The 25,952-nt window shown below is 57.6% G+C and carries 26 protein-coding genes; 14 read left to right on the top strand and 12 right to left on the bottom strand.

Annotation, left to right across the window (positions count from 1 at the left end; all coding sequences use genetic code 11):
* From DSM107133_RS22270 to DSM107133_RS22240, 7 genes are all read left to right on the top strand, one after another.
* Entirely contained in the window at nucleotides 1-1,080 is a 1,080-nt protein-coding gene (locus DSM107133_RS22270) for a branched-chain amino acid ABC transporter permease (RefSeq protein WP_009808036.1), read from the top strand.
* Nucleotides 1,077-1,844 (top strand): ABC transporter ATP-binding protein, encoded by a 768-nt coding sequence (locus DSM107133_RS22265; RefSeq protein ID WP_009808037.1) that lies wholly within the window; start codon nucleotides 1,077-1,079, stop codon nucleotides 1,842-1,844. The genes DSM107133_RS22270 and DSM107133_RS22265 overlap by 4 nt, the downstream gene beginning before the upstream one ends.
* Nucleotides 1,841-2,611, top strand: coding sequence for an ABC transporter ATP-binding protein (locus DSM107133_RS22260; RefSeq protein WP_064223630.1), 771 nt, complete (start codon nucleotides 1,841-1,843; stop codon nucleotides 2,609-2,611). The genes DSM107133_RS22265 and DSM107133_RS22260 overlap by 4 nt, the downstream gene beginning before the upstream one ends.
* Nucleotides 2,608-4,455, top strand: coding sequence for a long-chain fatty acid--CoA ligase (locus DSM107133_RS22255; protein WP_009808039.1), 1,848 nt, complete (start codon nucleotides 2,608-2,610; stop codon nucleotides 4,453-4,455). The genes DSM107133_RS22260 and DSM107133_RS22255 overlap by 4 nt, the downstream gene beginning before the upstream one ends.
* Nucleotides 4,456-4,475: 20 nt before the next feature.
* A complete protein-coding gene (locus DSM107133_RS22250) occupies nucleotides 4,476-5,639 on the top strand; it encodes an ABC transporter substrate-binding protein (RefSeq protein WP_039965744.1) in 1,164 nt (387 codons plus the stop codon).
* 61 nt (nucleotides 5,640-5,700) lie between these two features.
* Nucleotides 5,701-6,321 (top strand): TetR/AcrR family transcriptional regulator, encoded by a 621-nt coding sequence (locus DSM107133_RS22245; protein WP_064223631.1) that lies wholly within the window; start codon nucleotides 5,701-5,703, stop codon nucleotides 6,319-6,321.
* 146 nt (nucleotides 6,322-6,467) lie between these two features.
* Nucleotides 6,468-7,475: an IS30 family transposase gene (locus DSM107133_RS22240; RefSeq protein WP_027238573.1), complete on the top strand. Its 1,008-nt coding sequence runs from the start codon at nucleotides 6,468-6,470 to the stop codon at nucleotides 7,473-7,475.
* 77 nt (nucleotides 7,476-7,552) lie between these two features.
* Here the strand turns inward: DSM107133_RS22240 and repC are convergent, their stop codons facing one another.
* The 4 genes from repC to DSM107133_RS22220 form a co-directional block, all read right to left on the bottom strand.
* Nucleotides 7,553-8,704, bottom strand: a complete 1,152-nt coding sequence (gene repC, locus DSM107133_RS22235; protein WP_243253640.1) for a replication initiation protein RepC — start codon at nucleotides 8,702-8,704, stop codon at nucleotides 7,553-7,555.
* 226 nt (nucleotides 8,705-8,930) lie between these two features.
* Entirely contained in the window at nucleotides 8,931-9,584 is a 654-nt protein-coding gene (locus DSM107133_RS22230; protein WP_243253639.1) for a hypothetical protein, read from the bottom strand.
* A gap of 141 nt (nucleotides 9,585-9,725) precedes the next feature.
* The gene (locus DSM107133_RS22225; RefSeq protein ID WP_240310571.1) at nucleotides 9,726-10,106 is read right to left on the bottom strand and encodes a cytochrome c family protein; all 381 of its coding nucleotides are present in this window, start codon (nucleotides 10,104-10,106) and stop codon (nucleotides 9,726-9,728) included.
* Between the two features lie 71 nt (nucleotides 10,107-10,177).
* The gene (locus DSM107133_RS22220) at nucleotides 10,178-11,026 is read right to left on the bottom strand and encodes an ABC transporter permease (RefSeq protein WP_243253638.1); all 849 of its coding nucleotides are present in this window, start codon (nucleotides 11,024-11,026) and stop codon (nucleotides 10,178-10,180) included.
* 27 nt (nucleotides 11,027-11,053) lie between these two features.
* Between DSM107133_RS22220 and DSM107133_RS22215 the strand changes: the two genes are divergently transcribed.
* Nucleotides 11,054-13,156, top strand: coding sequence for a 4Fe-4S binding protein (locus DSM107133_RS22215; protein ID WP_114294123.1), 2,103 nt, complete (start codon nucleotides 11,054-11,056; stop codon nucleotides 13,154-13,156).
* A complete protein-coding gene (locus DSM107133_RS22210) occupies nucleotides 13,153-14,043 on the top strand; it encodes an FAD:protein FMN transferase (protein ID WP_037941692.1) in 891 nt (296 codons plus the stop codon). The genes DSM107133_RS22215 and DSM107133_RS22210 overlap by 4 nt, the downstream gene beginning before the upstream one ends.
* A 50-nt stretch (nucleotides 14,044-14,093) precedes the next feature.
* Here the strand turns inward: DSM107133_RS22210 and DSM107133_RS22205 are convergent, their stop codons facing one another.
* The 6 genes from DSM107133_RS22205 to pedF form a co-directional block, all read right to left on the bottom strand.
* On the bottom strand, nucleotides 14,094-14,882 hold the full coding sequence (locus tag DSM107133_RS22205) for a xanthine dehydrogenase family protein subunit M (RefSeq protein WP_037941691.1): 789 nt from the start codon (nucleotides 14,880-14,882) through the stop codon (nucleotides 14,094-14,096).
* 13 nt (nucleotides 14,883-14,895) lie between these two features.
* The gene (locus DSM107133_RS22200; protein ID WP_114294122.1) at nucleotides 14,896-17,268 is read right to left on the bottom strand and encodes a xanthine dehydrogenase family protein molybdopterin-binding subunit; all 2,373 of its coding nucleotides are present in this window, start codon (nucleotides 17,266-17,268) and stop codon (nucleotides 14,896-14,898) included.
* A gap of 60 nt (nucleotides 17,269-17,328) precedes the next feature.
* Nucleotides 17,329-17,814 (bottom strand): (2Fe-2S)-binding protein, encoded by a 486-nt coding sequence (locus tag DSM107133_RS22195; protein ID WP_037941687.1) that lies wholly within the window; start codon nucleotides 17,812-17,814, stop codon nucleotides 17,329-17,331.
* A gap of 34 nt (nucleotides 17,815-17,848) precedes the next feature.
* A complete protein-coding gene (locus tag DSM107133_RS22190; protein ID WP_114294121.1) occupies nucleotides 17,849-18,367 on the bottom strand; it encodes a carbon monoxide dehydrogenase subunit G in 519 nt (172 codons plus the stop codon).
* Nucleotides 18,368-18,443: 76 nt separating this feature from the next.
* Complete coding sequence (locus DSM107133_RS22185; protein ID WP_114294120.1) at nucleotides 18,444-19,346, bottom strand: transporter substrate-binding domain-containing protein; 903 nt, start codon at nucleotides 19,344-19,346, stop codon at nucleotides 18,444-18,446.
* 1 nt (nucleotide 19,347) lies between these two features.
* On the bottom strand, nucleotides 19,348-20,052 hold the full coding sequence (pedF, locus tag DSM107133_RS22180; protein WP_037941681.1) for a cytochrome c-550 PedF: 705 nt from the start codon (nucleotides 20,050-20,052) through the stop codon (nucleotides 19,348-19,350).
* Nucleotides 20,053-20,215: 163 nt separating this feature from the next.
* Here pedF and DSM107133_RS22175 point away from each other — a divergent pair, with 163 nt between their 5' ends.
* The 5 genes from DSM107133_RS22175 to DSM107133_RS22155 are packed head-to-tail and all read left to right on the top strand — an operon-like array spanning nucleotide 20,216 to nucleotide 24,319.
* A complete protein-coding gene (locus tag DSM107133_RS22175; protein WP_114294119.1) occupies nucleotides 20,216-21,376 on the top strand; it encodes an ABC transporter substrate-binding protein in 1,161 nt (386 codons plus the stop codon).
* Nucleotides 21,373-22,344, top strand: a complete 972-nt coding sequence (locus DSM107133_RS22170) for a YVTN family beta-propeller repeat protein (protein ID WP_114294118.1) — start codon at nucleotides 21,373-21,375, stop codon at nucleotides 22,342-22,344. The genes DSM107133_RS22175 and DSM107133_RS22170 overlap by 4 nt, the downstream gene beginning before the upstream one ends.
* Nucleotides 22,345-22,368: 24 nt before the next feature.
* Nucleotides 22,369-22,818, top strand: a complete 450-nt coding sequence (locus tag DSM107133_RS22165; protein ID WP_037941677.1) for a hypothetical protein — start codon at nucleotides 22,369-22,371, stop codon at nucleotides 22,816-22,818.
* The gene (locus DSM107133_RS22160) at nucleotides 22,815-23,531 is read left to right on the top strand and encodes an ABC transporter ATP-binding protein (protein WP_114294117.1); all 717 of its coding nucleotides are present in this window, start codon (nucleotides 22,815-22,817) and stop codon (nucleotides 23,529-23,531) included. The genes DSM107133_RS22165 and DSM107133_RS22160 overlap by 4 nt, the downstream gene beginning before the upstream one ends.
* The gene (locus tag DSM107133_RS22155) at nucleotides 23,528-24,319 is read left to right on the top strand and encodes an ABC transporter permease (protein ID WP_037941675.1); all 792 of its coding nucleotides are present in this window, start codon (nucleotides 23,528-23,530) and stop codon (nucleotides 24,317-24,319) included. Before DSM107133_RS22160 ends, DSM107133_RS22155 begins: the two co-directional genes overlap by 4 nt.
* 8 nt (nucleotides 24,320-24,327) lie before the next feature.
* Here the strand turns inward: DSM107133_RS22155 and DSM107133_RS22150 are convergent, their stop codons facing one another.
* Together DSM107133_RS22150 and DSM107133_RS22145 are read right to left on the bottom strand one after the other, a co-directional pair.
* Nucleotides 24,328-24,939: an ATP-binding cassette domain-containing protein gene (locus tag DSM107133_RS22150; protein ID WP_093733168.1), complete on the bottom strand. Its 612-nt coding sequence runs from the start codon at nucleotides 24,937-24,939 to the stop codon at nucleotides 24,328-24,330.
* A gap of 1 nt (nucleotide 24,940) precedes the next feature.
* On the bottom strand, nucleotides 24,941-25,882 hold the full coding sequence (locus DSM107133_RS22145; RefSeq protein ID WP_114294116.1) for an ABC transporter substrate-binding protein: 942 nt from the start codon (nucleotides 25,880-25,882) through the stop codon (nucleotides 24,941-24,943).
* Nucleotides 25,883-25,952 lie beyond the last annotated feature (70 nt).

The raw sequence follows: 25,952 nt of genomic DNA, 5'->3' as shown, positions 1-25,952 counted from the left end.
ATGCGCGTAATTTTTCGCAAATCCTATGTTCAGGACATCCAGCTTTTCCGCGACCGTGGACAGGCATTCTGGTATCTGCTGTTTGCCGCGATCGCACTGGCCGCGCCGCTGTTTCTGGACGGCTATTTTCTGGATGAACTCTCATTCGTATTCATCTATGCTATCGCGGGTCTTGGGCTAATGGTGCTGACCGGATTTTCCGGGCAGGTGAGTTTCGGACAGGCGGCGTTTGTCGCAATCGGTGCCTACACTCACACGATCCTGCTGACCCGTTACAGCGTGCCGTGGCTTTTGTCGCTGCCGATAGCGGCGTTGGTGGCTGGGCTGGTCGGGTTGGCCGTCGGACGGATCTGCGGAAAGATGCACGGGCTGTATCTGGCGATTGCCACGCTTTCGATTGCGATTGTGACCGAACGGCTCATCGGTGGTGCGGGCGATTTCACAGGCGGTCATCGTGGCCTTTCGGTGCCGGAAATCAATATTCTCGGGCTGGCCATCGACGAAAGCTGGAAAGTTTATCTGCTGAATTTTGTCATCTTCGTGGGTTGTATCCTGATCGTTCGCAACCTGACACGCACAAGGTCGGGTCGCGCCATGATTGCGATCCGCGACTCCGAAGTGTCGGCGCGGGCGTTGGGAACCAATGTGGCCTTCTTCAAGGCATATGCGTTCTTCATCTCGGCAGTTTTTGCGGGCCTCGCGGGCGGGCTGCTGGCGCACGCCTTCTTCTACATCACGCCGGAAACCTTCGGAATGGGGGAATCCATCCGTCTGCTGTTGATGATCGTCGTCGGCGGGATCGGAACCATCCACGGCGCGGTTTTTGGGGCGTTCTTTATCGTGCTGCTGCCAACCGTGTTGAGCTGGGTCAAGATCGTGCTGCCCAGTGCAGTCGCCACGTCCGGCGGTTTCGATAGTCTTGCATTCGGTCTGATCCTGCTGGGGTTCATCCTGTTCGAACCTGACGGACTTTATGGACGCTGGACCAAGATCCATCACTATTTCAACGTGTTCCCGATGTACAAGAAGCGCAGTTTCCAGCGTCAGAAGACATTCCTCAAAACGGAGCGTTTAAGATGAACGGGTTGGAGATAGATAACGTATCGCTTTCCTTTGGTGGTTTGAAAGCGGTGGATGGCTTGAGCTTTTCAGTTGAACCGGGGTCGGTGTTCACCATCATTGGCCCCAATGGCGCGGGCAAAAGCACGGTGTTCAACCTCATCTGCCGGATTTACGATCCGTCGCAAGGCGACATCCGGTTCAACGGCAAAAGCCTGCGAAAAGCGAAATCCCATGAGGTAATCAACCACGGCATTGCGCGGACGTTCCAGAATATCGAACTGTTCGAACATGCGTCATTGCTTGATAACTTGCTGATCGGGCGCATCCGTCACGGCAAATTCGGGCCTCTGAGTGAGCTGTTTTTTACCCGTTCGCAGATGCGTCAGGAACTGGCCCACCGCCGCAAAGCCGAAGAAATAATCGAGTTTCTTGATCTCGAAGGCTACCGTCATGCACGGGTTGCGGATTTGCCGTATGGCGTGCGCAAAAAGACCGAAATGGCCCGCGCGTTGGTGTCGGAGCCAAAGATCCTGTTGCTGGACGAACCGTCAAGCGGACTGACCAGCGAGGAAACCGACGATACTGCTTTTGTGATTGAAGATATCCGCGAGGTCCTGGGTGTCACCGTTGTTATGATCGAACACGACATGAAACTGGTGAACAAAGTTTCGGACATGGTGCTGGCCATCAACGAAGGCCGGTTTCTTGCAAGCGGCAGCGCATCCGAAGTTCAAAGCGATCCCGATGTTCAGGCGGCATATCTGGGAGGGCAGGCAGCATGACCGAGGTACTGCGCGCCAGCAACGTCGAAACGATGTATGGCAGGGTGATGGCCATTCGCGGCATCAGCCTGACGGTCAAGGAAGGGTCGGTCGTTACGGTCATGGGCTCCAATGGGGCGGGCAAAACGACGATTTTGAAAACCATCTCCGGCGCGCTTGATCCGTTCAAGGGGCAGGTGGAATTTGAAGGGCGCGATATCACCGCGCTTGACCCAGATGTCATCGCGCGCGCCGGCATCGCCCATTCACCCGAAGGGCGCGAAGTGTTTTCCCTCTTGTCGGTCAAGGACAACCTGATGATGGGTGCCTATTGCCGCAAGGATCGCGATGAAGTGGCGCGTGACTTGGAAAAGGTGCTGGGCTGGTTTCCCGTGCTGCGCACCTTTCTGGAAAAGCAGGCGATCTATCTATCTGGCGGGCAACAACAGATGTTGGCTTTGGGTCGCGCGTTTATGCAGCGTCCGCGCGTGATGTTGCTGGACGAGCCGTCGCTGGGCCTGTCACCGCTCCTGATTTCCGAGATTTTCCAGATCATCAAACGGATCAACGTCGAAGAAGGCGTGACCATGTTGCTGGTTGAACAGAACGCCAGTGTTGCGCTGCCGGCCGCCGATTTCGGGTACGTCCTTGAAACCGGCCGGATCGTTATGGAAGGTGAACGCGACGTTCTCATGAAAAGTGCTGACATTCGCGAATTCTACCTTGGCATCAAAGCAGAAAGTGCGCGCGGCGACCGCCGCTGGAAAGCAAGAAAGACGTGGCGATGAACACAATGCAAGACCAATCCACCGCAGGATGGACGCCGCCGCCGGTCCAGATTGACGGCTGTGACACGTTCTCCAAACTGTTCCGGCAGAACTGCAAGAAGTTCGGCAACAAAATCGCAATCCGCGAAAAGGATTTCGGCATCTGGAAAGAATTCAGCTGGCTGGACTATTACGCATCCGCGCGCAGGGTCGGGTGTTCACTTATGGCGTTGGGCTACCGTGAAGGTGACGTGGCCGCGATCATTAGTGAAGACAACAAGGAGTGGGTGTTTGCCGACCTTGGCATCCAGTGCATCGGGGCCACGACTCACGGGCTATATCCTACTTTGCAGGAAAAGCAAGTTGCCTATCAGTTGAACGATAGCGGAGCGAAGGTGCTATTCGTTGAGGATGAAGAGCAGCTAGATAAGTATCTGGGTGTGGAGGACCAGCTTGATCATCTCGAAAAAGTTATCGTATTTGATATGGAAGGGTTGCGCAGTTTCCAGCATGACAAAGTCATAGGCTGGGAAGAATTTCTCGCACTGTCGGACGCTAAAATCGAAGAACTGAGCGTTGAATTTGAGCGCCGCGTTGATGCGGGCGATCCCGAAGATATCGCAACGCTGATCTATACGTCCGGCACAACCGGTGCTCCCAAAGGTGCCGCGATGTCGCACCGCTTCTTTCTAGCGCAATCGGATAATTACCCCGAATTGCCGCTCGGACCGGGCGATGAAGTTTTGACGTTCCTGCCGCTGTGTCACGCGGCCGAACGGATCCTGTCTGTCTGCGTGCCGATCCGTCACGGCATAACCATCAACATCGCGGAAAGCGGCGATACATTTGCCGCTGACATTCAGGAAGTCGCGCCAACATTCATCTTTGCGGTGCCGCGCGTGTGGGAAAAATTCTATTCCCGTATCAATTTTGTGATGAATGATGCCACCGCATTTGGCCGGTTTGCCTATGACCAAGCCCTGAAAACGGCTGGACGCAGGGAGGCATTGATTGCTGCGGGAAAATCTGTGCCGACGATGCTTAGGCTTAGGCATAAGGTGCTGGACTTTCTGGTGCTTCGAAATATCAGGGTCGAACTGGGACTGGCGCGCGCGCATACGATCGTATCGGGTGCGGCACCGATTTCAGCCCGACTGCTCAGCTGGTTCAATGCCCTTGGGGTGACAGTACAAGAGGCATATGGCCAGACCGAAACCGGCATTGTGACTGCAACCATACCGGGCAGATCACCGATCGGTTCCATCGGCCGGGCAATGCGCAATGTCGAAGCGAAACTGGCCGATGACGGTGAAATCCTCATTCGCTCATCCAGCAATTTTTCGGGTTATCTGAACCAGCCTGAAAAGACGGCGGAAACCGTGGTCGATGGCTGGGTCTATACGGGTGATGTTGGGACGATGGATGCCAATGGTGACCTAACTATTCTGGACCGCAAGAAGGACATCATCATCACCGCAGGCGGCAAGAACATTACGCCTTCGCAGTTGGAAAACGAGCTCAAATTCTCGCCCTATATTTCTGATGCGGTGATCATCGGGGACAAGCGCAAATACCTGAGCGTGCTGATCATGATCGACCACGAAAACGTTGAAAAATACGCGCAGGAAAAGCGTATCCCGTTTTCCAACTACAAATCCCTGTGCGCAAACACCCAAATCCAGGACTTGATCGAAGGCGAGGTGGAACAGGCGAACAGCGGTTTCGCGCCGGTCGAGCAGGTAAAGAAATTCCGGCTGATCGACGTACTTTTGACAGCCGAAGACGACGAGCTGACTCCGACGATGAAGCTTAAGCGCAACGAGATCGAGCGCAAATACAAAGACCTGATCGAAACGATGTATTGAAACACCAAAGGGAGAGACCAATGAAGAAACTAGCAACAGCACTTGCGTTTACCGCAATGACAGCCACCGGCGCGATGGCCGAGGGGCTGCAGGGCGTGACCGACGACATGATCACGCTTGGCACCTATACGGACCTAAGCGGGCCGTTGGCAGTCTGGGGTGTGCCCGAGGCGAATGGCCTGCGCATGCGCGTGGACGAGATCAATGCGGCGGGCGGCATTCACGGTCGCCAGCTTGAGATTATAATCGAGGACACGCAATATCAGGTGCCCCGCGCGATTCAGGTTGCAAACAAACTGATGCGCCGCGACCAGATTTTTGCGATGGTTGGCGCGCTTGGCACACCGATGAACCTAGCGATCATGCCGCAACAAATTGAAGCGGGAATTCCCAACATGTTCCCGATGTCGGCCGAGGTCGAGATGTATGAACCATTGGATCCGATGAAATACGCATTTTTTCGCAGCTATACAGACCAGTTTCGCGCGGGCGTTGCATACTTCAAGGAAAATGGTGATTTCTCAACACCCTGCATTGCGCAACTCGCAAATGAAGCTGGTGAATCAATGGCGCTTGGCGTCACGCAGCAATTGGCAGAGTATGACATGAAAGTCGCGGCCAAAACGGAGCATTCGGCAACCGAATCCGATATGCTCTCGTCTGTAACCACATTGAAAAACGCCGGTTGCGATATCGTGTTTCTGGCGGGTGGGGTGCGCGATACAATTCTAGTTGTTGCAACATCTAAAAAGCTTGGTTTTGAACCGACTTTCGTGACTGGAATGGTGTCCTATATGGATGCAGTTGCGACTGCCGCTGATGGCGCGATGGATGGTCTATATCTGGTATCGCCTTTTGTTTTTGCGAACGCAGGAGACTCCGAAGGGGAAGCAAAACGTATCCTGGAGAGTTACAGCGAAATTTACGGTGAAAAGATGGCCCCACAAGCGCAGCTTGGTTACGTTTTCATCGACCTGATTGCCGTGGCGCTCGAAGCTGCTGGTCGCGATCTGACGACCGAAGGATTTCTGGCCGCAACCGAAGCGATCACTAGCTATGTTGATCCGATCGGCGGCCAGTCGGTCAGCTTTGGCCCGGAAGACCATCAGGGCATCGAAAGTCTGATTATGGCAAAAGTCGAAGACGGTAAATGGACTATTGCGGCCCGCGGGCTCGACTACTAGTCTGTCAGTGATAAATGCGGGCGGTGCTTCGGTTCCGCCCGTTGGTTTTGAAAGAGTAGCTTTGACTAGAATCCATTGGCACAAAAAAACCAAAGATGCCAAAGGCCAGCAAAAGCTGAAACGGCGGGCCATGCTCAATCTGGCCGCGCATTCGTTTTCAACAGTCGGATACAAACAGACATCGATGGATGACATCGCAGCGGCACTCGCAGTCACCAAGCCCGCGCTTTATTATTACGCCAAAAACAAAGAAGATATCCTGATGCAATGCGCCCGCATCTCGCTGGAGCGGGTCGAGCTATGCTTCACATCGGCACAGGAAGTTCAGGGTAACGGGCTTGATCGTATCCGCGTATTCTTTAGAGTCTATGCGAACATGGTTGTGAGCGAATTCGGCTCTGCCTTGATGCGCGAAGCGCGGCGCAATCTGACCGGAGAAAATCAGAAGAATTTGCGTCAGACACTGATAGACGGTCAGAATTTTCTTGAAAGTATTATCGCAGAAGGGATCAAAGACGGTTCTATCCGCGATTGCGACTCAAAGCGCCTCGCACATGTGCTTTTTTCGGCCTTCAACCAGATGCCGATCTGGTATAATCCGAAAGGGCCGCTTAACCCAGAGAGTATTGCAGATGAAATGCTGGAACTAATCATCCATGGCGTGGGTGCGAAGAATACTTGATTCTAAATTTGTTGCCTATTCAAACAGCGCCGATTTTATTAAAGATTTAACATAAGATAGACTCTCGGATTTTTGAAGGAGCACTGGCACATTCCATTTTGGATTGCATCACTGGATAAATTTCTGATGCAGATCAGGAGGATGTGATGAGACGACCCTACCGCAAATTGAACTTAGATGAACGCAGAATCTTGGCGACAATGCTCCAAGCGAAAGCCACGAAGACGAAGATCGCAGAAACGCTTGGTCGAGATCGCTCAACGATCCACCGCGAGATCAAGCGCAACTGGTGGCACGACGAGGAAGTTCCGCAGGCTGATGGCTATTGGCATGTGACAGCGCAAACGCTCGCAGATCGGCGTTACCTGAAGCGCCGTAAATTGGAACGGCACGAGGATTTACGCAACGAAGTGATCGGCAAATTGAAGAACGGCTGGTCGCCCGAACAAATCGCAGGTCGGCTTAGAATCGAACCGTGTCCTCCTTACCGGATTTGCCACGAGACAATCTATCAGTACGTCTATTCTGAAAGCGGCCAGTCTCAGGAACTTGGCCGGTATCTGCCCGAGCGCCAGAGGAAGCGCAAACCACGCTACGCCCGCAAGGCCCGTGATCGTGTGTTCCCCTTGGAAATAAGCATTCACAACCGCCCCGACGAGATCAACAACCGTAGCCAGTTTGGCAACTGGGAAGGCGACTTGATGATCTTTGAACGCGCTCAAGGCAATGCCAACGTGGCGACTTTGATAGAACGTAAGACCCGCTACACGCTGCTGCTGCGCAACAACGACCGCAAGTCACGCCCTCTCATGAACAAGCTGATCAACGAGATGTCGCCCCTGCCCGCTGACGCCCGTCGCAGCATTACGTTCGACCGTGGGTTTGAGTTCACATCCTGGCGCGAACTGCACAAAGGCATGGGAACCAAATCTTGGTTCTGTGATCCACAGGCCCCGTGGCAGAAAGGATCAGTCGAGAATATGAACAAACGGATTCGCAGATACCTGCCACGAGACACTGCTCTGCTGGCGCTCCCAAGTCGATATATGAAGTCGATTTGCGACCGCCTGAACGCGACACCGCGCAAATGCCTCGGTTATCGAACCCCGGCCGAAGCGTTTCGAGATGAACTGATGAAACTGGAGCGGGGATGAAGTACCCTATCCACGCAAACCGATGCAATCAGAATGGAACTCACAACTTGGGCAAGTTCAGTTGCGGGTTGGAAACTTTACCTCACCCTATTGCGCCGTTTTTGCAGAGCCGCAACGCTTGCATCAAAGTCCAGCCTTCCTGCCTTGGCTCGACGGATCAGCTCGCGCATCAAACCGCCAGGATTGCGAACAGGATAACTCGGGTGATCTCGCTGCGCATCAACCAATAGTAGACAGAAAGCCAACCCGTGGTCGCCCAAGGTGCTCTGGCCCTCGTGCCAAACTGAAGCATGGATATCGAGCATCGGCAGTAACGCCCAGGCCGCCTCGATGATGTCGCGCTCTTTGAGAGGTCGGTTTTGATCTCGGCTCGCGTCAAGCATCATGCGTAGGCCGTCGCCAGCAATGCGATATAGATTCTCTGGCGTCAGAGTGGGTGGCGCGGGGCAGGAAATTGGTGACGGCAATGCATTCTGTGCAATTTCCGCGTGTCTTACAGAGTTATCCACAGCGGGCGGCGTCTTTACAGTTTGAGTTTCTTCTCTGGTGTTTTGTTTAAAGGGCCGGAAGTTTTCCGCTGGTTGGTCGGAAGAAAGCCCACGTTTTTCAAGCCAATCATCAAGGCTGTTGCACAGATCGGAACTGGCCTTCAAATGGGCGTTGAGCCGCTCCAGACCGAGACGGCTTAACCCATCGCTGCGTGGCCATTCATCGAAACTGGCCAGAATCTTGGCGATCTCAGGATCTTTGATAGCCGAGGAGGGCAGGGCGGCGATGCACCGTTTCATGTGACGCAAACGAAGGGACCGAAGATCCTTCAAAGCGCGCAAATGCCTCCGTTCCGCACGGAGTCGATCGCGAAGGGCTATGAACTCTTCCAGTCGCGCGATCAGCGGAGTCAGTATCAAGCCTAGGCCAGCGCGACCATAGCGGGCCCCATTCGCCGCGACACGTTTCACGATCAGCCCAAGCTTGGCCAGCGCGGCCTCATCCGTTCGCAACTGGCGCGACGTCTTGCCAAGTTCGACCGCTGCGAGATCTTGCGCGCCAAAAAACACCGGTTCACGATGGGGAGAGGTCCAGTCGGATGCGCGGGTGCGCCCGATGATGTAGTTCAGAACTGCGAGGCGCGCCGGGCGCAGGCCTATATGCGGGGCAACCTCTGAAATTAGCGCCATGACAGCACCTTTGGTCCAGCCTTCCGGCAGGGTGAGATGGGTTTGGATCACGTTCAATGTCTAGTCCTTGTGAATTGGGACAAGGCTGCAACAGGGCATCCGTATCCCAGCGAGCGACACGTTTTTTCATTGCCTTGACTGTCGGGACTGCTAGAATGAGATCACAGTTTGATTTGATCTGACGGAACGCCAATTCCGTTGTTCTTTGAGTCCCTCGCTTGGTTGCCGCCTTGCGGGGGTTTCTTCTTTTTTATCGTTTGCCTGTGACTGTTTGAGATCAGTAGTTGACTTGTTCGAAGCCATAGGTGCCCTCAAAATCCTCCCAATCGACGAACACAGCACGGACCCAGATATCGGGGCAGTTCTGGCCGTATCGCTCGGCCCCTCGGAAGGCTGGAGGAAGGGCACTTATCGAGCTGTTTTGCCACCGGAATTGGCCGTCCTGATCATACGTGCCACGCCGCACAGAAGCATATCTGTTGCAATCGTCACGGCCCTCCCTCTGACGTGCCGTAACCTGGAAGACATCTATGGAGCGGATGAAATCAAAAGCAGGGTCCGTCACGTCGATATCCGCAGCACGCCCGACAGCTTGGGCGAGCTGGAGCGTTTCTCGCTCTCGGGGCAGGGAGACTGCTGGACCCGGATTGAACCCCGCCAATCTGTAGAGGCGCTCAACCGGGTTCGGCGCTTCGAACTCAGCACGCATTGGACAACGCCAGATCTGCAGCGGTGGCTCAATTGGCCAGGGCGTGATCCGGCGGATAAACTCTGCGCGAGCACGGGCGCAGGGAGCCGACGCAGGCCAACCGCCTGCGAGGCACAGGAGGATCGCACAATCGATCTGGTAGCCCTGTGCGGCGGCAGGTTTGGCAGCAAGCGGTGTAAGCCCGATCGCGATGATCGCGGCAGTTGACACAAGCCGCCTCATGACAGAGCGCCGCCGCTAACCCGTTGGCGTATAATCAGACTTATGTTAAATACGTTCTTTGAATTATCGATTTACTCTTGATAATTCTAAAAAGTGTTACCAGCGGAGGCCTCACACACAGTGCCTGATAATAACGAGCGTTCACTGCTGAGCAAGATACGCGATAATGTCTTCAATTTCCGATTCCTTGCGCAAGCCAGAGAACGACATTTGCGTTCCGCGCAAGAAATCGCGCGGCTTTGCCAGAAAGGCGGCGAGTGTTTCCTCATCCCAGACCAGCCCGTCCTGTGCCGCTTTGATCAAAGCATCCGAATACTGGAAGTCGGGATCATTCATCGCGGCAGCATCCATGACACCGGTCAGGACCGGTCCGGTGCCAGTTTTTGCAAGCGCGCCAACTGCGTGACATGCCTTGCACTTTCGAAAAACCTTTGCGCCCTTCTCGGCGTTACCTTCTGCCTGCACAATCGGTGCTACCAGTGAAAGAAGCGTTGCAATGAGCATTGGTGATGCGAGCCGCATGTTGTGTTCCTCCGGAAATCCAACCGCACGCTACAACAGCATAACTCGAAGCCAAATGCGACGTTGGTCGATTAGACCAAAGACCCACGGCGCCACTGTGTTGCATGTCGTTCCCACGATTGTAGGACCCCGTATTCCAACGCCAGCATCAGAACCACAAAACTCAGTGCGTAGGCCAGAACATAGCGGGTCTCGAATAATTGGAAATAGAGGTGAATTTGAAACCCGATGCCATCGCTGCGGCCCAGAAACTCGACCACGAGCACAATTTTCCAAATAATCGCCAACCCGTTGCGCGTGCTGGCAGCAAAATAGGGCCAAAGCTGGGGTAGTGTCACATGGCGAAGGCGCTGTATGGGCCGCATCCGGAAGACACGTGCCATTTCGCCAAGTTTAGGGTCCAGGGCCTGCACCCCTTCGCGCAAGGTCACAGCCACCATCGCCATTTTATTGAGGGCGACAGCAGTAACCGCAGCAACCTCGTTCAGACCGATCCAGAGGTAGCACAAAACGATAACAACCAATGCGGGAATATTCAAAAGCACGATCAGCCATGGCCCGAACCAGCGGTTGAGATACGGATAGAACCCCAACAACAGCCCCGCCACCGTGCCAAAAACCATCGCAAGCGCGAAGGCCATGGCAACCCGCTTGAGCGTTGCCCAGATGTGCCGCTGCAACTCACCCGATCGGCCCTCGAGCAAGCCGACGCGCCAGACCTCGGCAGGGCCGGGAAGGACCGCACCATCACTTGTTACCCATGCCGCAAGGACCCAGATCAAATACAGCCCGAAAAGTGATATCACCACGACCGGCAATGAGGGGTGAGGGTTGTGGTCAGGCATAGCAATTACCATGCACAAATCCCGCGCCAATCCCAAGGCGAAATAGCGAAGCCCTACCATAGTCGCATAGAGCATTTTTCCACCTGCTTCTAATCTCGATCAATGCAACGCCAGTGGACATTACACATCGTGCTTGGTGCGGTCACTTTATGGCTGGTGTCGTGCATTGCGCTGGCCGCCGAACCGCTGGATCGAGAGACGTTGGAGCCCTACATCGTTCCGCCGATGTCGCTGGGCGAGAGGATCAACGATGAAGGCGTGTGGCAGCTTCTGAACTCGGGCGGTGCCGAGGCAGGATTTGTGTTCGAGACTGAGCCGATGGCACCGCTGCCCGGCTTTTCCGGTGCGCCTATCAACGTGCTGGTGGTCCTTGACCTTGAAGCTCGTTTTCTCGACGTCAAACTGATCTCCCACAACGAGCCGATCTTTGTCTCAGGGCTGGGACAGGCACCGTTCCACAAGTTCTTCGAGCAATATCGTGGCCATTCGATTACCGAAAGTCTGGTGGTCGGGACGCCTTATGGCGCGGGAACTGACGGATCCGCGCTGGTCTATCTTGACGGCGTCACCAAAGCGACCGCCTCCGTGCGCATCGCCCATGAAAGCGTGCTGGCCGCGACGCTGAAGGTCGCACGCGAAAAGATGAGCGGCGTCTCGACAGGTCCGCCCGCCTATCCGGACCTTACCTATGATGAGCCATTGGACTGGGAGGATCTGGTCAGACAAGGACTGGTCACCCGTCACCGCGTGTCGAATGCGGAGATAAACGCTGAATTTGCAGGGAAGATCTGGGCCGACGATGATCCGGAAGCAAGAGACAATCCCGACGGCACCTTCCTCGATCTTTGGGTTGTGGACATAGGCCCGCCCTCGATCGCCCGCGCGGTGCTGTCTCCCGGCAGCCTCGCTGAACTGAAGGGGTTTATGGGTATCTCCACCAGCGACGAACCCATTCTTGTAATCGAGACGGCACGGCACGGGTTGGTCACCGATGAATTCATCCGCAACACCTCACCCGATCTGATCAGCGCGGAACAAGGCGGTTTTCCGATAGCCCTGCGAGATGCCGACATCTACATTGAGCTGAATGACGCCCTGCCCGACGAACTGCACGACGGTGCTGCCCTGATCCTGCGCACGGACAGGCGGCTGGGGTTCGATCCTACTGCGGAATGGACACTGCGGATCAAGGCGCTGCGCGAGCATGGCATGTTCAAACCCGAAATCGGTTCAGCCTCGGTAGACATCACCCACAGCACGGACGCGCGGTTTTTCAAACGTCTCGAAGCGGTCAAACCGACGCCTGCGTGGGTAGATGCGTTGCGCAACCGTGCGGCGGATCTGATTATCCTCGCCGTCTTTCTTGTCGGATTGATCGCACTGCTGGGCCTTAGCCTGAACCGCCTGGCCGGGCATAGATATTTCACACCGATCCGCCTCGGGATTCTGGCCTTTGTCATCGGGTTTGTCGGCTGGTGGGGGCAAGGGCAGTTGTCGATCGTTACGCCGCTCGGGGTGATCCGTACGGTGGCCGAGGGCGGATCACTGGCGTTTTTACTCTACGATCCCTTCTCGCTTGTCATCTGGGCTGTCACGATCCTCGGGTTTGTGCTCTGGGGGCGAGGTCTGTTTTGCGGCTGGTTGTGTCCCTTCGGGGCGATGCAAGAGTTCGCCCACCACCTCGCAAGACTGTTGCGCATCCGCCAGATTGACGTGCCCGATGCGTGGGACGACCGCCTGAAATGGATCAAATACGCCGTCTTGTTCGCACTTGTGGCGATCATGTTCACCGCCCCTGCGCGATTGGACAAAGCCATCGAAGTCGAGCCGTTCAAGACCGCAGTGACCACGTTCTTTGTCCGCGAATGGTATTATGTGGCTTATGCGGTGGGGCTTTTGGTGCTGTCCATGGTGGTGTTCAAAGGGTTCTGCCGCTACATTTGCCCACTGGGCGCCGTCATGGCGATCGGCGGATTGATACGCACCCGCAAATGGATCGACAGGCGGGCGGAATGCGGATCGCCCTGCCAGTTGTGCCGCGTCAAATGCGCCTACGGAGCCATCAAGAAAACCGGCGAAATCCAGTATTCCGAATGTTTCCAATGCCTTGATTGCGTCACGATCCACGATGACCCAAAACAATGCGTGCCGCTGATCGTGGCGGCGCGGAACGGGCGCAGACTGCATAAGGTGGCCGCGCAATGAAACTGAATCGTCGGCGTTTCTTGTCTATCTCGGCCGCCTGCATGCTGGCGACGCCCGCGCGGGCGCAGATCCACCGCTGGCAGGGTCGTGCCCTGGGGGCGGAGGTTGACATAACCCTGCATGCCCCGGCAGAGATTGCCGAGCCCGCATTGGACCGCGCCCGTGGGTCTCTGGATGCCGTTATGGCGCAATTCGACCTGTTCGATCCGGCCTCCACAGTCTCGCGGTTGAACCGGACCGGGCACCTTGATGCGCCCGATGTGATGTTTCGCAGGTTGATGCAGGCCTGCACACAGGTTCACGCAGCAACCGGCGGGCTATTTGACCCCACCGTTCAGCCGCTGTGGCGCGCATTAGCCGAAGGGCAACCACCTGAGGCCGCGCGCGCGCTCATCGACTGGTCGCGTGTGCGCCATAGTGCTGCGTCGGTTACGTTGGGCGAAGGACAGGCGTTGACCTTTAACGGAATCGCCCAAGGGTTCGCGACAGATCTGGTGGCCGAGGCGCTGCGGGATGCGGGGCTCGAGCGCACGCTGGTCAATATCGGTGAATTTCGAGGCACCGGCGGGCCGTGGAGGCTGGGCATCAGTGACCCCGAAATCGGGATGATCGGCACGCGCACGCTCACCTCGTCGGCCATCGCCACCTCCAGCCCCAAGGCCGTTCCGCTGGGCGGTCAAGGGCATATCCTGCATGGGCACGCAAAACCGCGTTGGTCTACAGTCTCGGTCGAGGCGGCGACCGCAACCATGGCGGACGGGTTTTCCACAGCGCTGACAATGGCCCGCCTTGAGGATATCCGTGCGGCGGTGGGGACATTCGGGATCCGGCGGATCACGCTTGTTAGTGATCAAGGCGATGTCTCGAGGGTCGAGGCCCCTGCATAAAAAAGCCCCCGCATTATGCGGAGGCCTTCGTGTTGTTCAGGCATGCGAGCTTAGCGTGAGGCTGTAACGGCCCGTCCGGTCAGAACCTTGATCAGATGGGCGCGGTAGGCGCCATCGCCGTGCAGGTCGGTGATCATCCCGTCTGCGTCCACACTCAACCCGTCCAGCGCACCTGCGGAGAAATCCGCCGACAGCGCCTCCTCTGCTTCGGTCCACCGGAAAACGCCGCTCTCGGAAGCGCCGGTGACAGCGACCCGCACACCGTCGTCGTGCTTGGCCACAAACACACCCACCAGCGGGAACCGCGAGGCGGGCTGCTCGAACTTCTGGTAGTCCGCTTTTTGCGGCACGGGGAACGTCACCGCCGTCACAATCTCGTCCTCCTCCAACGCCGTTTCGAACATGCCCAGAAAGAAGTCGTCCGCCGCGATGTCGCGGGTGTTGGTGGTGATGGTCGCACCGGAGGCGAGGCACGCTGCCGGATAGCAGGCTGCGGGATCGTTGTTGGCCACCGATCCGCCTATCGTCCCGCGGTTGCGCACCGCAGGATCGCCGATCTTGGAGGCAAGATAGCCGAGTGCGGGATAGCTCTCAGCCAACTCTGTCGCGACCTGCCCGTGCGTCGTCGCACCGCCGATGCGGATCGTTGATCCTTCGCGCGATATTCCGATCATTTCCGCAATCGCGCTGAGGGAGACCAACTTGCTGGGGGCAGCGAGCCGTGCCTTGAGCGTGGGGATCAGGGTTTGCCCGCCGCCAAGAGGCTGGGCTTCATCCGTTTTCAGCGCGTTCACCGCTTCTGCAACTGTCGTTGGACGTTCTATGTCAAATGCATACATGATTTGGGTCCCTTTACGCGTTGTTCATGGCTGACCACACACGGTGTGGAGTCAACGGCATGTCGATGTGTGTGACGTTCTTGCCGCCCGATTGAAGGGCGTCGATCACAGCGTTCACAACTGTGGGCGGGGATCCGATGGCACCGGCTTCACCGCAGCCTTTGGCCCCCAGCGGGTTGTGGGTGCAGGGTGTTCCCTGACCGTGATCAACGATATAGAAGGGCAGATCGTCCGCGCGCGGCATGGCATAGTCCATGTAGGACGCGCTCTCCAACTGGCCATCTTCGTTATAACGCGCCGCTTCCAGCAGCGCCTGGCCGATGCCCTGCCCCAGACCGCCATGCACTTGGCCGGTCACGATCATCGGGTTCATGACATTGCCGAAATCATCCACGGCTGTCATGCGGTCTACCCGCACCTTGCCCGTATCCGGATCAACCTCGACCTCACAGCAGTAAGCGCCTGACGGAAACGTGAAGTTGGCCGGATCGTAGAAGGCTGTTTCCTCCAGCCCCGGCTCGATGTCTTCAATCGGGAAATTATGCGGGATGTAGGCCTTGAGGGCTACCTCGCCAAAGGAAACGCCCTTGTTCGTTCCCACGACCGAGAATTGACCGTCCTTGAGCTCGATATCGGTCTCGGCAGCTTCCAGCATATGTCCTGCGATCTTCTTGGCTTTGGCGATGATCTTTTCGGTGGCGCGGACAACGGCAGAGCCACACACCGCAAGGCTACGCGACCCGTAGGTGCCCATCCCGAAGGGGATCTTGGACGTATCGCCATGCACGATGTCGATGCTTTGGGCGTCGATGCCCAGCATATCGGCGACAATCTGCGGGAACACGGTTTCATGGCCCTGGCCGTGGCTGTGCGCGCCGACCATGACACTGAGGTTGCCCGTGGCGTTCACCCGCACGGTCGCCGCATCATAGAGACCCACACGGCTGCCCAGCACGCCGACAAGGTTGGAGGGCGCAATGCCGCAAGCCTCGACATAGGCGTTCACACCAAATCCGCGCAGCAGGCCTTTGGCCTCGGACGCCTTGCGGCGCTCAGCGAAACCCGCAACGTCCGCAACTTCCTCCATCTTGTCCATCAGGGCGTCGTAATTGCCGGAATCGTATTCCAGACCGGCCGCGGAGGCGAAAGGATACTGGTCCGGCTTGATGAAGTTTTTGCGCCGCAGGGCAATCGGGTCCATGCCCAACTCGCGTGCGCATTTGTCGATGACCCGCTCCAGAGAATAGGTCGCTTCGGGCCGACCGGCACCGCGGTAGGCGTCGACCGGCGCGGTGTTTGTAAACACCGCTTTGACGTTCACATAGACATTCGGCACCGTATAGTTGCCCGCCATCAACGTGCCGTGCAGAAAGGTCGGCGTGGCAGTGGCAAAGTTTGACAGGTAGGCACCGACGTTTGCATAGGTCTCGGTGCGGAAGGCCAGAAAGTTGCCTTCGGCATCTGTGGCCAGTTCAATTGTGGTCACATGGTCACGGCCATGGGCATCGGTCAGAAACGCTTCGGTCCTGTCGGACGTCCACTTGACCGTGCGACCCACGCGTTTCGCCGCCGCCAGCACCAGTGCCTCTTCGCCGTAGTGGTAAATCTTGGAGCCAAAGCCGCCGCCCACGTCAGGCGCGATTACCGTCAGCTTGTTTTCGGGAATACCCATCACGAAGGCCGAAATCAGCAACCGGGTCAGATGAGGATTTTGCGATGTGGTGTGCAGCGTATATTCATCGCTGCTCTCTTTGTAGCTTGCCATGGAGCAGCGCGGTTCCATCGCGTTGGGCACCAACCGGTTGTTGACCAGCTCGAGCGTGGTGACATGCGCCGCACCTTTGATCGCATCATCAGTGGCCCGTCGGTTGTCTTCGATCCAGCCCCAGTCGAAACACTGGTTCGTGCCAATCTCGTCATGTACGAAATTGTCCGATGTGAGCGCCGCCTTCACGTCCATGATGGCGGGCAGTTCCTCGATGTCGGCCTCGATGGCTTCTACCGCATCACGCGCCTGTTTTTCCGTCTCGGCAATGACCGCGGCATAGGCATCGCCCACATGACGGACCTTGCCGTGGGCCAGCACGGGACGCTTGGGCTCCTTCATCGGCTCGCCATCGCGGCTGTTGATAAGCCAGCCTGCGGGGTTGCCGCCAACATCGGCGAAATCGGCACCGGTAAAAACCGCCAGCACGCCGGGCATGCTTTCCGCAACGGATGTGTCGATTGATTTGATAACGCCGTTTGCCACGGTCGAGCGGGCGAAGACCGCCGCCGCCTGATCATGGGCGGGCGGGATATCATCGGTGTATTGTCCTTTTCCCTTGAGGAAACGAACGTCTTCGCGGCGGCGTGTCGATGCGCCAATTCCGGTGTCCTTCGGCATGAAACTTCTCCCTTAATCTTTTATTTTGTGTAGGCGTCGGCCTTTGTATTCCGGCCCGGGCTATTCTGCAGCGATGGCGCTGACATCCTGACCGGATGCGGCCATGATCGCCTTGACGATGTTGTGGTATCCCGTGCAACGGCAGATATTGCCTTGCAGATAGTGGCGCACTTCGGCCTCTGTCGGTTTCGGATTGTCCTTGAGAAGGTTGGCCGCCGTCATCACCATGCCCGGTGTGCAGAATCCGCACTGCAATCCGTGATGCTCCTGAAACGCGCTCTGGATCACGCTGAGCGATCCGTCCGAGCCTGCCATCCCTTCGATCGTCTTGATATCCGCACCATCGGCTTCGATTGCGAACATGGTGCAGGCTTTCACAGATTTTCCGTTCACATGAACCACGCATGCGCCGCACTGCGATGTATCGCACCCGACATGGGTGCCCGTCAGTCGCAGATCCTCACGCAGCATCGACACCAAAAGCGTCTGCCCCTCCACGTCGCGGGACACCTGCTTCCCGTTGACCGTCATTTCTACTTTCGTCATGTCGTTTCTCCCTTGGTGTACTCGCGTGACCCGCTCAGCTTTTTACCAGCTTGCGGAACCAGCCTTTTTTCTGTTCCGGTGCTGCCTCGGCAGTTGCGGCAACCTCTTGCGATGGTGTGCCGAGGGCATCCTGGAAATTGCTGAAAAACTGATCTGCCATTTTCTTGGCAAATCCATCGATGATGCGGCTGCCAAGCTGGGCCAGCTTGCCGCCCACCTTTGCCTCGACGTCGTAGTGCAGGATCGTTTGGTCGCCGTCGGCTTCCAGACGGACTTTCGCACCGCCCTTCGCAAAGCCGGCGGCACCGCCTTTGCCCTCGCCGGTGATGGTCAGGCTTTCAGGCTCGACCATCTCGCTCAGCTGGACAGCGCCCTTGAAGGTTGCCTTTACCGGCCCGACCTTTTGAACCACCACGGCTTCGAAACCGCTTTCGGGTGATCCGGTCATTTCCTGGCACCCGGGCACACAGGCTTGCAAAACCTCTGCGTTCAGCAAGGCGGCATAGACCGTCGCGCGGTCTGCGTCGATCGTCTTTGTATCACTAAGGTTCACGTCATAATCCCCACTTTTATTTTCTCTACGCTAGTCCAACGAGACGCAGCGGCATATTAGACCAACGGCGCATATCTCAGCGCAGAGGGGGCTGGAAACTCAACCCGTAGCTGTCGAATATCGCTGCGATCCGTCCATCCTCGAGCGCTGCATAGATCGCGTCATCCACCGCATAAGACAGCGGCCGAAAACGGAAGTTGACCCCGACACCCAAAGTCCAATTGCTGACAGCAAAGCCTGCCAAGGGGGGCTGGTGTACGTCCGTCGCCTCGGTCAGCCCGTATTCCAACTGCCCCAGCGGGCCCATGGCCGCCTTCGTCTCGCCGCCGTTCAGCGCGGTCATTGCGGCCTGCATGTCGGGATATCTCGCAATATTCGCCGCCAACTGCCCGCCTGCGAATGATGTCAGGTAGAAATCCGATATTGAATCGTTTTCAACCGCAACCGTATCAAACCGGAAATAGGCCGGTACGGGCTTTTCGTCCGGATACTCGGACTTGGCATAGGCGATGGCGATGGATTCGGTGGAATACTGGCCCGTGAATACCACCTGCTCGACCCGGCACTTGAACGCTGAATCGTAAGGCACCCGCATCATCACATTCGAGACACGCCCACCTATGACAGCTCCTTTCCAGACGTTGTTGCGCAGATCCGCTTCGAGGTTTTCGTCCGACGACACAAAATTGAATTGTGCCTTAACGCCGATTTCTTCGGCAATCAGGCGGGCAATGTCGACATCGACCCCCCGTGGCTTGCCCGCCTCCTCCCAGCTGTAGGGTGGGTAGTTTTCATAGACCGCAAACAGCATGAATCCACGCTCCACGATCTGATCAAGGTCCTGCCCCACCTCATCTCGGCCGGCATTCTGCGGTTTGGGTTGCGGCACATAATCGGCACAGGGATCGGCAGCGCGGGCCTGCCCCGCAAAGGACAGGCCCGCAAGCGCCAGCGAAAGAGCGACTGTCACGGCGCGCATGCTAGTTCGCCGCCGACAATCCGATTGTAAGCGTCTCTGCCGCAGTTTTGTATGCAGCAGGCGTACCGTCGATCTGAGCCGCCGCACGCAGGGCAATGGAGTCTGCAACTGGCGCGCCGGAAAGCGTATCAATCCCTTCGCCGATCTCGGTCAACCGGGCCTGTAATGCTTCCGCATCCGCGCCCTCTGCATTGTTTGCGTATTCTGCCATCTGGTCGCGCAAGGCTTTCAGTTCGTCTGACACCGCATCCATTGCATCGCTGTCGGGGCGCGTTTCGATGTATGTTCGGATCGCCCAGGCGGCGTCCTGTCCCAGCTGCTCTTCGAAGGCAGGCATTTTGGTAATCCCGTTCTGCGTCATGCCCGAGCGGAACCGTTCCGCATACCATTCGTCGCCGTATTCTTCGGCTTCGAGATACCGCAAATCAGGTGCAAGGCCCCCCGATACGCCCTCGATTCCGTGACAGCGCGCACAGTTCTGGTTGTATCCCGAGGCACCGACCTCGACAGCTTCTTTCCAGACATCGACACCGGCCGTGTCCGCGCGGTAGGGATTGACGGTCAACCATTCCTCGCCCGTTGACGGCAGGCTGCCCGTATCCACCGGCGAGATTCCGATAGGCGGACCCGCCGCGAATGCGGTGGTGACAGCGCCTGCCAGAATAATTGTCGGCAGGGCTGTTTTTGCGAACAGACGAAGTTTCATATCACTCTCCCAAGTCAGGTTGTGTTTTTCCACATGTCTAAGGACTGCCAAACGGTGGCGATATTAGACTTTGGTTGGGTACACCCTTCGGCAGGTATTCTACGAAGGTCTCATTAGACAGTTTCGGCGCGCGCGGTACGTTTGACAAAAGCGGGAGGCGGATATGATCTTGAGACTTGCGATTGCGGTAACCCTCGGCCTTGCCCGAATGGCGCAGGCCGATGTCGCTGTGACAATGGCCTATCTGCACGTCGAACAGCCCTTGCCCCCTACCCTGTCCAACCTTGATCCACTCCCAGGCGATCTTGGCCTTGCGGGCGTGCGGACAGGGATCGCGGACAATGCGACGACCGGCAGGTTCCTTGGCCAGACATACGCGCTGATCGACGGGCATGTGGCGGAAGGGGAGGATCCGCTGGCCGCTGCAAAGATCTTGCTACAGGACACGAAATTTCTGATCCTGAATGCCGCCCCGGAGATCATCCTCCAGATCGCCGATCTGCCAGAGGCGCGCGATGCGCTGTTGTTCAACATATCATCGGGCAATGTGGCGCTGCGTGATGACGCCTGCCGCGCCAACCTGCTGCATGCCCTCCCGTCCGTCGCAATGCGCACCGATGCACTGGCGCAGGTACTGGTGCAAAAACGCTGGACGGACCTTGCGATGATCGTCGGCGGGCATCCGCAGGATGAGGCCTATGCCGCGGCAATGCGCGCCTCGCTCGTCAAATTCGGGCTAAAGCCCGGGCCCGAAAAGCAATGGCTTTTTGATGCGGACATGCGGCGCAATGCAGCGCAAGAAGTGCCCCTGTTTACGCAAGAACTGGGCGATTATGACGCGCTGATCGTTGCGGACGAATTGCATGATTTCGGGCGCTACGTTCTCTACAACACTTGGGCTGCACGGCCTGTTGTCGGCTCTGAAGGGCTGTCGGCAGTGACATGGGACCGCGTGATCGAGCAATGGGGCGCCGCACAGCTGCAAAGCCGCTTCGAGGAGGAAAGCCTGCGCCCGATGGCATCCGAGGATTACGCAGGCTGGGCCGCCGCGCGCACCGTAGGCGAAGCCGTGACGCGCGCGAACACCGGCGTTGTCGGCGCTGTGCGCGCCTATATCCTGTCAGATGATTTCGAGTTGGCGGGCTTCAAGGGCCGCCCGTTGACCTACCGCACCTGGAACGGTCAGCTGCGCCAGCCCATCGCCATCGTGCACCCCCGCGCGCTGGTGGAGCAGGCACCTCTCGAAGGATTTCTGCACCGCGTCAATGAACTCGATACCCTCGGGCTGGATCAGCCCGAAAGCAAATGTGAGGCTTTCCAATGAACGAACCCCTGACAAAACTGCTGCCCCTGATTGTGCCTCTGGCGCTCGCCGCGCCTGTCACCGCCGGCGAAATCTGGGTCACCAACGAAAAGGACGACACCGTCAGTGTGATCGACACCGACACACTGGAAGTCATCCAGACCTATCCCACAGGCGAACGCCCGCGCGGCATTACCTTTTCAAAGGACTTCACCCGCCTCTACATCTGCGCGTCCGACAGTGATTCAGTCCAGGTGATGGACCCGAACACGGGCGAGATCCTGCGCGATCTGCCCTCGGGGGAAGACCCCGAACAATTCGTGCTGCATCCCGATGACATCCACCTCTATATCGCCAACGAAGACGACGCGATCACCACGGTCGTCAACACGCAGACCGGCGAGGTTGTGGCCCAGATCGACGTGGGCGTTGAACCCGAAGGCATGGCCGTATCGCCGGACGGCAAGATTGCCATCACCACCTCCGAAACCACGAACATGGCGCATTGGATCAACACCGAAACCAACGAGCTGTTTGCCAACACGCTGGTCGACAGCCGCCCGCGCCACGCCGAATTTGCCAAGCAGGGCACCGAAATGTGGGTCAGCGCTGAAATCGGCGGCACGCTCACGGTGTTTGATACAGCGACGCAAACCGAAAAGGGAAAGATCGAGTTCGAGGTGCAGGGCGTGCATCCTGATCGTGTGCAGCCCGTGGGTTTCGAGTTTACGCCCGATTACGGCACCGTATTTGTCGCCCTCGGGCCGTCCAATCACATCGCTGCGGTCAACGCCGAAACCTACGAGGTCGAAGAATACATCCTCGTCGGGCGCCGCGTCTGGCACATGGAGTTCAACGAGGACCATTCGCAGTTGTTCACCACCAACGGTGTTTCAGGTGACGTGACCGTCATTGACGTGGCATCGCGCAAGGCCGTCAAGACAATCAAGGTCGGACGCTTTCCATGGGGTGCCGCCTTTCGTCCATAACGACACGACAACCGGAGAATACACATGTTGAAAACACTGCTGAAACCCACGCTGATTGCCTGCCTTGCACTGTCCTCACCGGCATTTGGGGACGATCACGACAGCGGCTTTGGTGCCGCGGGCGTGCTGTCGGGCAAGAATAAGGAAGACCTGCCGCCCCTGACACTGTCCTCGGGCATGCCCATTTCGGAGGGTCCATGGGTGCTGAAATCCGGCACCTATTACGAGTTCGAGATCATCGGCGATGGCTCGCAGGAGCTGGCGTTGACGGGGCCGGAGTTCTTTCGGTCGATCTGGATCGACGAGATTGTCGTTGAGGGGCTTGAGATCAGACCCCTTGGCCTCGACAGTGTTGAGTTCGACGAAGCGGGCGAAATGGAGATCGGGTTCTTGGCGATCAAGCCGGGACGCTATTATATGAAAGTACCCGGCAGCACGGGTGAAACCCAGCGGATTGAAATCACCATCGAATGACAGGATTATCCATCAGCGGCCTGAGCTATCGCTACGGGTCAAAGGTCGCGTTGGACGACGTCTCGTTCGAGGTCTCGTCAGGACAGTTTTGCGCCCTGCTGGGCCCCAACGGTGCGGGAAAATCGACATTGTTCAATCTGCTGACGCGGTTGATCGTGTCAAGGCAGGGCCGCATCACGATTGCGGGTGAGACCCTGTCGGACCATCCACGCCGCGCGCTGTCGCATCTGGGCATCGTGTTCCAGCAGACAACGCTGGATCTGGATCTGACAGTGCGCCAGAACCTGCGCTATTTTACGGCGTTGCAGGGTATGTCGGGCCGCAGGGCAGAGACCGCCATTGATGCGGCACTTGACCGTTTGGACATGCGCGCCCGCGCCGGTGAAAAAGCGCGCACGCTGAACGGCGGTCACAAACGCCGGACCGAAATCGCCCGCGCCCTTCTGCACAGCCCTTCGGTGCTTTTGCTGGACGAACCAACCGTCGGCTTGGATGCTGCGGCACGCCATGCAATCACGGCCCATGTACACGACCTGGCGGCAGAGGGCACCTGTGTGCTCTGGGCGACCCATCTGGCCGATGAAGTGCGCCCCGACGACCGCCTTGTGATCCTGCACCGAGGGAAAATTCTGGCCGATGGCACCGCCGGCGACATCAGTGCAGAGATGCCTCTTTCCGACCGTTTTCTAAAGCTGACAGGGGCGGCTGCATGAATGCCTATATGACATCGCTTTACGCCATTTCGCTGCGCGAAGCGTTGCGTTTCGTGCACCAGCGCGAGCGTTTTGTCGCCGCACTCGTGCGGCCGCTCGTCTGGCTGCTGGTCTTTGCCGCAGGCTTTCGCGCGGCGTTGGGCATCAGCATTATCGCGCCCTATCAGACCTACATCACCTACGAGACATATATCGTACCGGGTCTGTGCGGCATGATCTTGTTGTTCAATGGCATGCAATCTTCGCTCAGCCTTGTGTATGACCGCGAGATGGGCTCGATGAAGCTGTTGCTGACCAGCCCCCTGCCCCGCTGGTGGTTGCTGTTTTGCAAACTTGTCGGCTCCACTCTGATCTCGATCTTGCAGGCATACGCGTTTCTGGCCATCGCGGCGGCCTTTGGTGTGTCGGCCCCCGTGGCGGGGTACCTCGCAGTTTTCCCTGCGTTCTTGATTGTCGGCCTGATGCTTGGCGCGCTTGGGCTGGTTTTGTCGAGCTTTGTCAAACAGCTCGAGAATTTCGCAGGTGTGATGAACTTCGTCATCTTCCCGATGTTCTTTTTGTCCTCCGCACTCTATCCGCTATGGAAAATGGCCGAAAGCTCTGAACTTCTCTATGCAATCTGCGCTTTCAACCCGTTCACACACGGGATCGAACTGATCCGTTTCGCGCTTTACGGCCAGTTCAACGGAGAGGCGCTGTTGTGGACGCTGCTGGCCGCCGGTGTTTTTGTCGCCGGTGCCGTCTGGGGATACGATCCGGCACGTGGCATGGTCGGGCGCAAGCGGTGAGGCGGCTGTCAGAGGACCAGACGGGCCGGTGATCCGGCCAACCGGATCGTGCGGCTCGCCATCTTCTCGGCTTCGTCAACGACGTGGGTCACAAAGATGCTGGCCACCTGATGCGCCTCGCGCAGCCTTATGAAAAGCAAAATCATTTCATCGGCCAGCGCAGGGTCCAGCGATACGAACGGCTCGTCCAGCAGCAAGAGCGTCGGCTTGACCGCAAACGCCCGCGCCAGAGACAAGCGGCGCTGCTGGCCCAGTGAAAGCTGCGCCGGAAAATCGCTGCCGCGCCCGGCCAGCCCGACTTCCGTCAAGGCATCCTCGGCGGTTTTGGCATCAACACCGGTCGGGATCGTGATATTGTCGCGCAGGCAGCGCCAGGGCAGCAAGGTGGGCTCCTGAAACACCATCGCGATTTTTCCGTGCACCCGCCTGTCGCCTTCGAACCCCGTCTCGATCCCCGCGATGATCCGCAACAGCGACGTCTTTCCAATCCCCGAAGGCCCGACTAGCGCCAGCGTTTCCGCAGGGCTCAGGGTGATCTTGATGCTGCCCAGGATTGCCGTGTCGTTCTTCGCGAATGACCGCAGATCAAGATCCACCACAGGGGCATGTGACGCCTGCATGTCAGGGCACCTGTTTGTAGAAAACGCCTTGCGGGAGGGTCGTGGCATCCCCCAGCAACTCGGTACCGCCCAGATCGGCCATCAATGCCAGCATGCGCGCCGCGGCCTGCTCGTCAACCGGAGCAGCTGGTGGGATTCCTGCGCGAAATCCATCCCTGAGGGCTAGGAATTGTGCATCTGACCGTGCGCTCATTAAGGGCCGCAGACGGTCCCATACAGCATCATTCGACAGCATGATATCTTTCGCCGCACGCGACGCCGCGGCAAGGCCTGCAACAAGGCCCGGTTTGGCGCGCAGCAATTCACCCCTCACGACATATCCCAGCAGCGGTGTTTGCGGATCAAGGTCCAGCGCGCGGGCGGCATCGTCTATGTCGATCAGTTTGCGCATGCCACGCGCCTGCATCTTGGCATTGAAATGCCAATAATTGATCGCACCGTCCACACCGCCATCAACTGCTGTCTTGAAGATCAGCGGGGGCGCACCAAAGACTTGTTCGGTTTCGGCCTTCAGATCCATGCCGTATTCCTGAGCCGCATAGGCCCGCAGCACCAGCCAGCTTTTATCCAGCGGACCGCCTGCGATACCGATTTTGCGGCCCCGCAGATCGGCAAGCGTCTGCGCCGCGCTTTCTTCCTGTACCATCAATGCACCGACTGCGCGTGAATAGGGGAGAAACACGAAATCCTTGCCCGCAGCCCGCTGCCGCGCAACCCACAACCAGTCGCTCACCACCGCGTCGGCAGCACCCCCCTGGAACGCCACCATCGCAGCAGCCCCGCCCGCGACGCCCTGAACCTCGAGTGTGAAACCGTTGGCGGTATCGAGGCCATGGTGACGGATTGTATCAAGCTCCCAGTTTACCGTTCCAACCTGTAGAACGGCGATGCGCAAGACGGGCAGTTCAGCGCGTACCGGCGTTACCCCGAACGTAGCAGACATAGAAAGAAAGAGAGCAGTAATGAAGTTTCGCAAGGGGTGTCCTTTGATCTGGAAGGGTGTCCGTTCGACT

The sequence above is a fragment of the Pseudosulfitobacter sp. DSM 107133 genome (genome assembly GCF_022788695.1).
Taxonomy (GTDB): domain Bacteria; phylum Pseudomonadota; class Alphaproteobacteria; order Rhodobacterales; family Rhodobacteraceae; genus Pseudosulfitobacter.
The sequence above is the reverse complement of the archived record's forward strand: the minus strand, read 5'-3'. Positions and strand labels throughout refer to the sequence as shown.